Source organism: Moritella dasanensis ArB 0140 (genome assembly GCF_000276805.1).
Classification (GTDB): domain Bacteria; phylum Pseudomonadota; class Gammaproteobacteria; order Enterobacterales; family Moritellaceae; genus Moritella; species Moritella dasanensis.
The window spans coordinates 258,983-271,697 of the sequence record NZ_AKXQ01000002.1; the positions used below are offsets into that span (position 1 = coordinate 258,983).

The 12,715-nt window shown below is 36.7% G+C and carries 12 protein-coding genes; 3 read left to right on the forward strand and 9 right to left on the reverse strand.

Annotation, left to right across the window (positions count from 1 at the left end; translation table 11 throughout):
- Positions 1-55: 55 nt before the first annotated feature.
- Entirely contained in the window at positions 56-205 is a 150-nt protein-coding gene (locus tag A923_RS23065; protein ID WP_017220142.1) for a hypothetical protein, read from the reverse strand.
- Positions 206-546: 341 nt separating this feature from the next.
- On the opposite strand from A923_RS23065, the gene A923_RS0102885 reads away from it, so the two are divergent.
- Positions 547-2,448 (forward strand): bifunctional metallophosphatase/5'-nucleotidase, encoded by a 1,902-nt coding sequence (locus A923_RS0102885; RefSeq protein WP_017220143.1) that lies wholly within the window; start codon positions 547-549, stop codon positions 2,446-2,448.
- A 725-nt stretch (positions 2,449-3,173) separates the two neighbouring features.
- On the opposite strand, the gene A923_RS21945 is transcribed toward A923_RS0102885, so the two are convergent.
- From A923_RS21945 to A923_RS22470, 4 genes are all read right to left on the reverse strand, one after another.
- Complete coding sequence (locus A923_RS21945; RefSeq protein WP_017220144.1) at positions 3,174-3,608, reverse strand: hypothetical protein; 435 nt, start codon at positions 3,606-3,608, stop codon at positions 3,174-3,176.
- Positions 3,609-3,714: 106 nt separating this feature from the next.
- Complete coding sequence (locus tag A923_RS21950) at positions 3,715-4,326, reverse strand: tyrosine-type recombinase/integrase (RefSeq protein ID WP_083849949.1); 612 nt, start codon at positions 4,324-4,326, stop codon at positions 3,715-3,717.
- 49 nt (positions 4,327-4,375) lie between these two features.
- Entirely contained in the window at positions 4,376-4,627 is a 252-nt protein-coding gene (locus A923_RS23070; protein ID WP_192810666.1) for a hypothetical protein, read from the reverse strand.
- Positions 4,617-4,892 carry an Arm DNA-binding domain-containing protein gene (locus tag A923_RS22470; RefSeq protein ID WP_237716161.1) on the reverse strand — a complete coding sequence of 92 codons (276 nt, stop codon included), beginning with the start codon at positions 4,890-4,892 and terminating at the stop codon, positions 4,617-4,619. The genes A923_RS23070 and A923_RS22470 overlap by 11 nt, the downstream gene beginning before the upstream one ends.
- Positions 4,893-5,135: 243 nt before the next feature.
- Here A923_RS22470 and A923_RS22600 point away from each other — a divergent pair, with 243 nt between their 5' ends.
- Together A923_RS22600 and A923_RS0102910 are read left to right on the forward strand one after the other, a co-directional pair.
- Positions 5,136-6,872 carry a DarT ssDNA thymidine ADP-ribosyltransferase family protein gene (locus A923_RS22600; protein WP_017220145.1) on the forward strand — a complete coding sequence of 579 codons (1,737 nt, stop codon included), beginning with the start codon at positions 5,136-5,138 and terminating at the stop codon, positions 6,870-6,872.
- Between the two features lie 10 nt (positions 6,873-6,882).
- Complete coding sequence (locus tag A923_RS0102910; protein WP_017220146.1) at positions 6,883-7,563, forward strand: macro domain-containing protein; 681 nt, start codon at positions 6,883-6,885, stop codon at positions 7,561-7,563.
- A 332-nt stretch (positions 7,564-7,895) separates the two neighbouring features.
- Here the strand turns inward: A923_RS0102910 and A923_RS0102915 are convergent, their stop codons facing one another.
- The 4 genes from A923_RS0102915 to A923_RS21965 all read right to left on the reverse strand — a co-directional run.
- Positions 7,896-8,636 (reverse strand): hypothetical protein, encoded by a 741-nt coding sequence (locus A923_RS0102915; protein ID WP_017220147.1) that lies wholly within the window; start codon positions 8,634-8,636, stop codon positions 7,896-7,898.
- Positions 8,637-8,985: 349 nt separating this feature from the next.
- Positions 8,986-9,984 (reverse strand): restriction endonuclease, encoded by a 999-nt coding sequence (locus tag A923_RS0102920; RefSeq protein ID WP_017220148.1) that lies wholly within the window; start codon positions 9,982-9,984, stop codon positions 8,986-8,988.
- Positions 9,985-10,552: 568 nt separating this feature from the next.
- The gene (locus A923_RS0102925; RefSeq protein WP_017220149.1) at positions 10,553-11,752 is read right to left on the reverse strand and encodes a J domain-containing protein; all 1,200 of its coding nucleotides are present in this window, start codon (positions 11,750-11,752) and stop codon (positions 10,553-10,555) included.
- A gap of 68 nt (positions 11,753-11,820) precedes the next feature.
- The coding region (locus A923_RS21965; protein ID WP_017220150.1) for a leucine-rich repeat domain-containing protein at positions 11,821-12,715 on the reverse strand (895 nt) is incomplete at its 5' end.

The window sequence follows — 12,715 nt, forward strand, 5'->3', positions numbered from 1 at the left end:
GGGGCAGTCGCAGTCCGCTTTGCCCCTCATTAAATTATCGTTATCAATAATAAAATCAACCATCAACGTTCAATAACCCCATCACCATTAATTTGCGAATAACACTAACATACATCACATTGATACCAGCTAACTTAGCCACATCAGTTAATGCATAACCTTCGCGTAATAACTGCACCGTGTATTCAACTTGTTCTTTTTTCATTATGTTCCCTAACTCGCTTACGACTAGACCTAGCTATATAAATAAATATAAAACCATATGTATATTTATCAAATGACATCGTCAGCTAATATAAAGTTCAATGGGAAATTAAACTGTCCACTACAGGACACTTGTGTTTAATTTTAATAAATAGGGCAAAATGACAGCGAATTCAATGAAAGTTAATCAAGCTAAAATTGAGGCTTAAAATAGAATTATTAACCCATAAATTAGTATAAAATATCGCATCAATCTGGCGTTTTAGATAAACATCACAATACTTGCTAGTTTGCATTGCTAATATGGCCCACTATTTACTCAATCAAACAATGAGTTACACTATGAAAATCAAATTACTCTCTAGTGCTATTATTTTATCGCTTTCTTTACCTCTACTTGCCGCTGATGGCGATTTACACGATGTTACGATTTTAGGTACATCAGACTTACATGGTCACTTTATGCCATGGGATTATGCCAGTGATAAAGCCAATACACGCGGCAGTCTCAGCCAAATAGCAACCAAAGTTAAAGCAATCCGCCACGATGAAAAGAATGTCATTTTAGTCGATGCTGGTGACACTACCCAAGGCAATTTTGTCGAAACGTTTAAGCATGAAAAAACAGACCCTATGATGCTTGGATTTAATGAAATGCAATACGATGTTTGGGTGCTAGGTAATCATGAGTTTGATTTTGGGTTAAAAGTGCTTAATCGTGCATTAACACAATTTAAAGGCAATGCACTTGCAGGTAATATCGAAACAAAAGACGGTAACCCTTTCCTACCAAGCTACAAGATCATAGAGCGTAACGGCATTAAGATCGGTATTATCGGTATGGATACACCGATGACCCAAGTATTTGCAGAAGGCACCAACCGTTTAGGTGGCATGACCTTTACCAACCCTACGCTTGAAGTTAAAAAAGTAATCAGTAAAATAAAAGATAACGTCGACTCGATAGTGCTTGTCGCCCACATGGGACTCGATAATGAAAACAACATCGCCGATACTGGTGTGACCGATATTGCTAACGCAAACCCAGAACTTGATGCCATTGTTGCTGGACATATGCACACGAAAATAGACAAAACCGTCGTTAACGGGGTGATTGTTACCGAACCAGATAAATACGGACGCGCACTATCGCGTATTGATTTACAATTTGTGGAAAAAGACGGTAAATTCACATTAGTAAACAAAGATAGCTTCACCTACAAAATTTCAGGCACTCACTCTGATGAAAAAATGGAAGCGCTCTACCAGCCTTACCACAAACGCCTTCGTGCCAATGCTAACCGCGTTGTCGCCACGTTAACTGGCACTGACTTAGTCCCAGAAAATGAAGTCCGCGGTATCCCGCAAGTACACGTTCAAGATACCGGTATTAGCGCCCTATACCAAGAAGCTAGCTTCTTTTATGCGCCCAAAGCAAATGTGATCGCATTACAAATTGATAATGATTTTGCCGAGTTAGATACGGGTAAAATAAAAGCCAAAGACATTGCTTATAACTACCAATATGCGGGTGGTGAAATAACGGTTTATGAAATGACCGGCAAAGATCTAAAAACCTACATGGAATGGTCTGCGGGTTATTTCAACTCTGTTAAAGCAGGCGATGTAACGTATAGCTTTGATCTAAAAAGACGTTCATCAAAATATTCGACCAATGATTTTTTTGCTGGCGTCACTTACACTATCGACCTCACTAAACCAGCAGGCGATCGTATTACTGCATTACAGTTTGCAGATGGTACACCGGTTAAGATGGACAGTGACATTAGATTGGGCATGAATAGTTACCGCATGGGACATTTAACCCGAAAAGGTGGTGTATTAGCGGGTAGACAATTCCCTGTTATTTTTGATACAAAAGCGAAATACGGTGAAGATGCGGGCACAATTCGTAATCTAACCATGCGCTATTTGACTGAAGAGAAAAAAGGTCAATATCAAGGCCAAACAATGCAACGTTGGAAACTATCCGGTCTTAGTGGATATGAGCAGCAGCGCCAGATCGTAACACAGCTCATCAATAGCGGAGAAGTGGACGTACTGAAAAGCAAAAATGGTCGCTATAGCAATGTAGCCGCTATCAACGTCAAAGATTTTATGTTTGCTTCTACAGAAAAAGCGCAGCTTAAACTCACTGAACTTAAACAACAGATCTCAGCAGCATCAAAGCAAGACAAAGTGTTATTACAGCAGCAAGTTATCTTAATCAACGCATTAAATTAATCATTTTGACTAAGGCATAAGAAATCACAAAGACGTACACCGTAATCTTTGCTGTGTACGTCTAAATTAACCGCTGCTTTCCTTCTATCATGACGTTCCAATTGTCACTCTGAATAAATTTCAGCCAAGTTAACATCACACTCATAGCAAACTCGCCTCTGTAAAGCTTAATTTCTTGCTCTCTTGCTGCGCTTAGCTTAACCTCAAGCTATTAGTAGAGAGATATATCGCCGCTCTGCAAAACAGAAAACAAATCGTTAATTCGATTAATATTTACCCGGATAAGGCTTAACATGACCAAAGACTTACAAAAAACAACAACTAAAAACGTAAGTGATCAGCCTACTTTTTATTGGCACGATTATGAAACGTAAATTGTAAGACATTGATTTTAAGCACATAAAAATACAGTAATAGAAGAGAATTATTATGTGGACGGTTTGTGATGCAAAAACAAATAATTCTTTAACGTAACTATCTATTATATAAATAAAAGTATAGATGCCTTAAAAATAATCAAAGAGATATGTTTAAATAATCACAGACCATCTTAGCCTAGCCCTACCACCGCATAAGATGTCCTTCCTCTCATAAATAATTATGCCGGTTTTAGAGTGCTAATTCCGATCGGCTATTCCCCCTGTGTTCGGATATCCCAAAATATGCAATCTGATCAACTAACGTTGCTATCGGAAATATCAATGTGGGTAAATCGAAACATAAAATCACCAACTGGTCTCAGTACAATAGGCATTAGTTAATCGAGGGTTTCTGGATTGATGAACAGGTCTTTCTTCAACACTGGAAGCGCTGGTCAACGAAGTTAAAGGTGTTAGTAGATAACAACCACCACCTGCATCGGTAATGACTGATAAGGCGAGTAGATAGTGACAGGCATCATCATTCAATAACACGACAAATTCAGGGTTATCTATCATTCGTTGAATGAAATATTGGATTTCTTCATCAGCATCAAATAATGAACTATCAACATCACTTTCTTCCAGCAGTATGAGAAAGGCATCGTATTCACTCCAGATGTCAACAGTGGTATTCAAGCAACCATTGAATGGGCTAATCAACTCATTATTCAATGCTGTTTTAACTTGTTCTGGTAGTGCGAGCTCATTAATAAGGTTGAAGTTCTTAATCACTTTCATTGGTTGTATTCCTTATGTATTAACAATCAACAATCAACAATCAATAATCAATAATCATGATATTTATATATTCTTCAGCCTTGTTTTATTACGCTACTGATCTGTATTAACCTTCTACCATGCTCGATATCATTGATGCCGTTTCACGTTGCTTACCCTCACTTAATTTGGCATAGCGTAATGTGCCAGATATGTCTTTATGATTTAGCAGCTTCTGAACGGCACTGATATCAACACCGTTAGAGATCAGGTTACTCGCTACCGAATGCCTTGCCGTATGCAGCAATACTTCATCAGGATTATCTATCTTCGCTATTCGTTTAATAATATCGAAGGCGTCACGAGGACGCGCTATTGGCTTCCCCTTTTTATGTGGTGCAGGGAAGAGGTAATTATTGCCCGATCTTTTAGGGACCGATTGCAGGATCTCTATCATCAAGTCGGAGAGATAAATGATGTGATATGTGCCGTTCTTGGTGCGTGGGATGGTTAGGGTGCGTTTCTCGTAGTTAATATCACTATGCTGTCTGAAACGTAACTCACCTTCACGACAGCCAATTAAATGTAGCAATGCAATGAAGTTACCAATACTCGGTTTCGGATAGGCTCTAGCAGCTTTGATGATGCGTTTAGTCTCATTAATGTCACAATAACGAGTACGAGCATTATTCTCGGGTAGTCTGCCACATTGATTATATCGTGCATTGAGTACGTCAATTTCCCCATAGTCTTGAGGAGTGCCAAAACCCTATTACAACTAGCGGTGCCTATAGTTTATCTTTATACTTAGTTTCACTCAGGGTTAAGTGAAGCTTCATTACATGGCTAACAGTTAGCTCGTTATATTTAATGTTAGCAATAGAATTACAATGCTTACGAAATCGTTTTTCATCAATACCCCATGTTTTCTTGCGACGTTTTGTTAGTGGTAAGTATGTATCGTAGAAGAATGACTTAACGGTTGGGTAATCAACTTGATTGTCACGTTCAGCTTTAGGATCTACCCCATCAGCAATCATACTTTATATACTTACGCGCTACCTTTCTTACTTGGTTAATATCAATATCAGGGGAACGTCCGATGGTGACACTGCATTTACGTCCGCTGAATTTATAACGTAATAGAAAACGTTTATTACCTGTTTTACCGGCTAGGCATTTCAAACCGATGATTTCAGTGTCAGATACTTCGAGTTCTGTTGATGATGAATTTGCTTGATTGGATGGAAGGGGTTTTAGATTGGCATTTGTGAATTTAAATGTCTTGGTGGTGATGGTTGTCATGATTAATACCTCGTCTGGTTAGGGATACAAGGTATTAATATGTTCTTGAAATGGAGTTAGGTACGAAGATACTGGTTAAAATACAAAACCGTGGCCAAAATTTGTTGACCACTACACAGATTCACATCTAGTTAAGTGGTTAACTTAATAGCTACATATAAATAAAAAGAAATTTCAACATGTCAGATTTATAACTGGCTTGTAATATTAGAGATTACTAGTAAAGGAAAGGAAAGGAAAATAATGTCTTTTTGGAAATCAATTTTATACTTTATAGGTTTTGCATTTGATGATAACGGTTATAATAAATTTGGCTTTAACCGAGATGGTGAAGATGTTGATGGTTATGATAAAAATGGCTTCAAAGGATTTAATATTCATTATCGCTGGAACCGAGATGGAATAAATCAAACCACTGGAATCAAATTTGACCAATGGGGGAAAGACGAAGATGGCTACGATAAAGATGGCTACGAGTCAAATGGATTTGATCGTAATGGAATTCATAAAGTAACAGGTACTAAGTATAAGGAAGATGGTTACGATAAGGACGGTTATGATCGAAATAATTGGTACTGGAATGCAATTCATAGGTTAACAGGAACACAACTAGATCCAGACGGATTTAATAAAGATGGTTATAGTGGTTGTTTACCTCAATATACCCAAGGCTCCGACGTTAAGGCACATACAAAGGCTTGGAGGGATGCTTTTGATAATGGTTTCGATAGAGCAGGCTTTAACAGGGATGCTTGGAATAAAGATGGTGTTAATAGAGAAACGGGAACAAAGTATGATGTGAGGGGTGAAAAATGGGGGTATGACGAAGACGGCTGGAATACGAATGGCTGGGATAGGAATGCAATTCACAAAAAAACAGATTGTCGGTTTGATGATGAAGGATACCGAAAGGACGGTTCAAGGAACCTTGCGGTAGTTTGTAAACAAAATCTAGGACAGGATGAATATAATCTAGCTGTAAAATATTTGCACTTTGAACATAATAGTAGCAGCGGGGAACTTTCAAGGTTGGCTATGACGGCTGCCGAATTGGGGCATGCACAAGCTCAATACCTCCTCGGTTTGTTATTTGAGGGGGGAAAATATTTTCCCAAAGACCACCCTATAAAGAATACGCGACGCTTCCCCCCCCAGCCAATAACTATTCCAAAATATTTTGAGCCATCACTGAGTTCACTTTTTATGATGGAATCAGGAATACCACCTAATCACGAAGAGGCTATGAAATGGTATTATTCCGCAGCAAAGCAAGGGCATGATACTGCAAAATTAAGGCTGGATTACTTAAGAGACAAACGTGATCCTATTTGTTTAGAAGCCCTAGAGGCAGACCTATTAAATAGCAGTGTTTTAGATAAATTAAATATTAATTATATTTATCACATGACACATATCGATAATATTGAAAGTATATTGAAGCAAGGACTTCTTTCACATAAAAATGCACCTGTACTACACGATATTAGCGACCCTGATGTGAATAGTCGAAGAATCAAAACTGAACCTATATATAATAGAAGTATTCACTCTTATGTACCTTTTTACTTTAATCCAAGAAATGCAATGCTGTACTCAAGGAAGCATATTCAAGATAGCATAGTTATTTTAGCTGTTGATAGAAGTTTGATTTATGCAAAATCTTCATTAACAACGGATGGTAATGCAGCATCAAGCAATACTGGGTTTTCTAATAAATCCGATGATTTAAACGTTCTGAGTTGGGAATGCATAAACTCAAAATACTGGAATGATTTTTTTGATGGAAAAAGAAAAAGCATGTCTGAAGTGTTAGTTTATAGCTCTGTAGAACCAAGCTCGATACTTAAATTTATTTGTAAGAACCCATCTACACAAAACGTTGTAAGTAAACTTTTAGCGGTTGAAAATATAAATACTCCGGTAGTCGTCAATAAGAGCTTCTATTTTGACACTAGTGATACTGTCGGTGTTATTCAATGATGAGATACGTATGAACTTAAGAGTAATTAATGGGAATATTTTTACTACTGACTGTCAGGTTATTGTAAATACAATTAACTGTGTTGGTGTAATGGGAGCAGGTATTGCACTCGAGTGCCGTTTACGCTATCCAGATATGTATAAAAAATACATCCTGTTGTGTAAAAACAATAATATTGATATCGGACTTTTATGGATATATAAATCTACTGATAAATGGGTTCTTAACTTTCCGACGAAAAGAGACTGGAAGCATCCGTCAAAAAAAGAATATTTGCATCAGGGGCTTTCAAAGTTTGTCAAAACATATGCAGAAAAAGGAATTGAATCAATTGCATTCCCATTACTTGGGGCGGATAAAGGTGGGATACAGCAAGAGGAAAGTCTAGAAATTATGAAGTCGTACTTAGAAGATCTTTCAATAAAAGTTGAAATATACAGATACGATCCAAAGTCAAAAGATGATCTATATGAAAAAACAAAACTGTGGCTGTTTTCTAATGATTTAGACTTTATATCTTCATCAACAAAGCTAAGGAAAGATTATGTTGTTAAAGTGATAAACGCCATGCAGTCAAATGACATCACACAATTAAACCAGTTAGCAAGAATTGACGGAATTGGACTTAAAACATTAGAAAAAATATTCGTTGCAAGCACTTGTTCACCAAATCAGAGAGAACTTTTCTAAGTTATTCTAGTTGCACCTGACTCTATATAAAATTACTAAACCATCATATGAATAGTATAGCAATAATCAGTAGCCTAATTGTAAATCAGGGTTTAGGTTAAATCTCAAACCTTGATAGTGGTGATTTTTATATTTGATTATGGTGATTATCCTACAGGTAATAACAGATACAATATCAATGCGGGAATATCAGCAACACTTCTACATTGCTACTATCTGGGGAGAAATTATAAACTAACCCTTGCGCATCATTATCTGATATCTTCATTCTATACGACACTGGGGGCACTAATTATCGTAGGTCATGTGTGTATCTTTACGACGAATAGATATTACGAAAGTTCGAAATTGGTAGTCTTATTGAAATAGCAGCAACGATCTGGGGATGGGTATTGGCCTGAGCCTTCTTGATAAGATTGATATCTCTCTGTAAACATATATACAATGAATAAATCCTTATCGCGTACAGTTTTTGTTTTTTTTAAAAACATAACATCTAAATATGTATCACCTGGTTTCGAAGTTGTAAATAATCCGACATTTGCAGTGGTATTCATTGGGCATAACTTAGCACTTAATATTCTCCCATATCTCTCCATCAGCCTTTCTCTATCCGTTTCACTTTTAGCAAGCTCTCTAATATCATCAATAATATTTTGAACTTCTTGAGCTGCAAAAATCCAGTCCGTTCGTTTCAATGAAAGATTATAGTTTTTAACACTAGGTTGAATACTTCCTACAGTTACTGTGATGTATTTTATTTCAACTAACGTTGAAATAATAATATTTATCGATTGGTTAATAGATTCTTTATGTTGATAATTTAAGGCACTTCTGGCAATTTCTCTTGATGAGTTCGCAACTCTGAAAGATAAAAAGGTAGCGATAGAAGAGCCTATTGCAGCTATCGCAGATAATGTTGCTAGTACATTCGATGAGTTTTCGAAAAACAAAGTAAATTGCCTCTTATATTCTAAAAACATTGGTAAAAATTTAGGGTTTGGTATTGAGAAAAGCAAGAATAAGTATGTTAGACCTGCTCCTATCAACCATCTATTATTTATTTTATTCACTTACTTACCTGCGATTCAACGTCCTAATTAACGATAATGGGTGTGTTTAGATGTTACTGCTTACTATTATGCCACATGTAAATAAAACTCTTATACATCAAACGTGTAACTATAATTAAAATAACGTTTCAACCTTCCACATTAATAAATAAGCCTAATTACGCATACCGATGCCAACGGGTAGTTGATGGACTAGGACAAGAAATGGACCGTAAAGTACAGGACAGCCTTGGATCTAGTGAGATTGCCTTGCGCACAGATTCTACATACGAAAGTACCAGATACACAAACAGGTACAACAGATACTCGCAAACCTGCGCTCCGTTGTACCTGTTTGTCATAATGATACTTACATACCAGACAGTAACTCATCACCGTAAAATTTCAGCACAAACCTTGCGACGTCAGTACCAGCCAACAGAGAAATAGGCTTGTTAATATCGGAAGATAACTTATCAATCGCTTGCTCTAAATGCTCAGTCTTATTACCCGTTGTAATCAACATACCCGCATCTGCATCGTACTGCTGGATAGCCACCTCAATCTGATCAACAGCTTTGGTTTCCCAATGTTCATTTGTATATGACTTAACTTGAACGACAACTTTCTCTATTGTCTCCAATCCTACAATAGGAAGGCCTGATTTATATTCAACGATAAGATCTGCGCCATAATCTGTACCCCAACCAGAGCCGTTTACTTTTACATTCTCTACAGTTGGAATATTACGGAATACCTCAGCCAAAAAACATTCAAGTTTTTTCTCTGGATGATTTTGTTGAATTAACGAAGTAATAGTAGCCAAAGGTGCCGATAAATCTTTCTTTAAAAAGTAAGTACCATGACTTTCACCTTTTAAATCAACATTATTTGATTTTAAGTTAGTTATAGATTCATGAAATTTATCTTCACAATATATTCTCCAATATCGTCCTCTCAATTTCAGTTTCCGACTGACTAGTGGCATAACATTAGCGTCATTACGATCAAATATAACAACACTTTCTCTGTCAATACCTATGCAATGTCTATAATCATCAAAATCATCGGTTTCAATTTTTGCATCAAAACTATATTGCTTATCAACTTTCGCGGCTAAACACTTCCCCCAAGAAGGAACATTGATATGAACAATCCAATCGCCCTCTGTAATGTCTAATAAGAATCTAGCTTGCTTCCAAACATTGTGCTCATCATCATCCATCTTCTCCCAAGGCTTGCTTTTCAAACCATTTAAGTTGGCTGAATCAAACCAACTCCAACCAAAGCGAGACACACCATTTTTAGCACTGTTTGATATATATTTCACCGCTTCATCACCAGGTTTATTAAACGCCCAAATTGCCATTATCATTCCTTTAGGATCGTCAGCCAAAACAGCTACGAAAACTCCGTTATTCTTAAAAATCAAGACTATAAATTTGATAATACATTAGGCAATCAGAGCAGAACTATCGTGAATATCACAGATTTGAAAGTATTCCATAAAGATACTCCTTAATTATGAATGAATTAAATAGCAATGAGGTAATACCCGATAGTGAATACTGATAGTGTGCGGTGTTATCTATCCCCTACGTGCTTATTACACACCCTCTCAAGTACCTTATCTCGTAAGGATTTACCTGTTGTTACCAATTACGAAAAAATCATCCATTTGACCGGATAGGTATTTCAAGCCGATGATTTCTGTATCGGAGACTTCTAGTTCTGTTGATGATGAATTGGCTGGATTAGATAGTAGGGACTTTAGATTGGCATTGGTGAATTTGAATTTCTTGGTGGTGATGGGATTGTGATTATTGGATGTGGTGTTGCTGATCATATTAATACCTCGTCTGATTAGGGATACAAGGTATTAATATGTTCTTGAAATTGGATTAGATACGATTAACCAAGATGGGTAGTAAAGGTTGTCATACGGTGGCAGCCATATCTTCGCTTTCTTTTAACTGGGCTAGTTCCTGTTCTAAAGCTTGGGAAAACTGTTCTAGCTCATGTTGTTGCTCAGCAAAGTAGCCTTCAAAATCATCATCCATTTGTATAATGGTCTGATAAGAATCTGAATTCTCTAATACTTGCACTTCATCTAGCGTTTGTTGGTATAGTTCTTTTAGTTCTTTCAGCTTCTGTAATAAAAACTCCTTGTCAGCGATAACGTCACTTATACACGTTAGTTCCCCACCATTCTCTATTTGAATTAGAAGTTGTTTCAATCGATTTAAATCTTGTTCCTGATACGCAACATTAACCGCAACCATAAGCTCATGAGCTTTATCTTTCAGTTCATCACTGACAATATCTGGATGGCATAATTTACTAATCTTACGATACAGTTTTTTAAGTAGCTGCTTTTCATCAGCATCAAGTTTAGTTGTTACAGAACTCTTGATTTCTTCATATTCATACTCAAAGCTATCCGAATCCTGTTGCGCTTCCTGATGCTGCTGAAAAATTCCATCATCATCTTTTTTAACGCTTTGAAGTTCTGCTTTAGCTTGTAGGCGTACTTCTTCAAGTTCAGCTTCTAATACACCTAACTCTTGCTTCAGGAACATCAACTCTGAAATAAGTTCATCATAAGCATCACTTAAAAAATCGACTGCTTCAATTTCCTGCTCTACTTGGTTTATATGTTCTTTTTTGTTTTTTATTTGTGTATTAATGTCTTTAAATTGAGTTTCTAAACTACGATATGATTTTAATTTTATCGCTAATGCTTGGGCTGCAATTTGCTCTTGCAAAGATAGAACACGCAATACCACAGGTCCTAGATTAAGGTGATATTCTCGATTAAAATCTTGTAATGAATTTTGAGCATCATTTCGATGAGCAATTAGATTCTGTAAGCGTTGTTCTAATGTTTTTAACTCTAATCGAATAGCTGTTATTTGCGCATCTTCATAACTAATAAGTCCGTGTTGAGATTTAATAAAATATTCAATGGCTTGCTGTGCATCGATGTATAGCTGACGTTCTAAAAGTAATATAATTGCATCAGAAGCAGAGCTAACAGTTAACTCTTTTAGCAAAGGCAACTGTAAATCAATAATAGTGTGGTCTTCTAAGCTAATGCAGGTCTTGATTAGCTCAAATCTTTTTAATAGTTCTTGCATAATTAGTCTTACGTGTTTATTTATGTTAGTGGTAATTCAGAAGCTCGTTCGCTTATTGATACTAGGTATTATCTAATATATTCAGTATTTACATTCGGGTTGTCACGTACCCTATCTGGTAGTTCAGTCAGGTCATTGCCATACAAATTAACCCAAGTAAACAGTGTCAAGTTGCTTAACCACTCAGGTAGTTCTGTTAGATTATTACTTCTCAAATCAAGTTGAGTAAGCTGTGTTAGTTTGCCTAACGATTTTGGTAGCTCTGTTAGGTCATTATCATTCAAAGAAAGATAAGTAAGTTGTGTGAGATTACCTAACGACTCTGGTAATTCAGTTAGGCTATTAAAACCCAAAGAAAGATGAGTAAGTTGTGTCAAATTACCTAACCATTCCGGTACCTCTGTTAGGTCATTATTATTCAAACCAAGATAAGTAAGTTGTGTGAGATTACCTAACGACTCTGGTAATTCAGTTAGGCTATTAAAATTCAAGGAAAGATGAGTAAGTTGCGTCAAGTTACCTAACCATTCCGGTAGCTCTGTTAGGCTATTAAAATTCAAGGAAAGATGAGTAAGTTGCGTCAAGTTACCTAACCATTCCGGTAGCTCTGTTATGTTATTGCTACTCAAATTAAGCTCAGTAAGCTTAGTAAGCTTAGTTAAGTTGCCAAACCATTCTGATAGCTCGGCTAGATTATCCAGACTCAAAGAAAGATAAGTAAGCTGTGTTAAATTACATATTGATTCAGATAGCTCAGGTGAGTGATTACCACTAAAATAAAGCCTAGTAAGCTTCATCAAGTTACCCAACGACGCTGGTAGCGTAGTTAGATTATGCCCCGTCAATCTGAGTTCAGTAAGCTTTGTCAAGTTGCCTATCGAATCGGGAAGTGCTGTTAGACTATCCAGTCTCAAAGAACACTTAGTCAACTGTGCTAGACAGCCCAACGATTCTGGTAGCGTA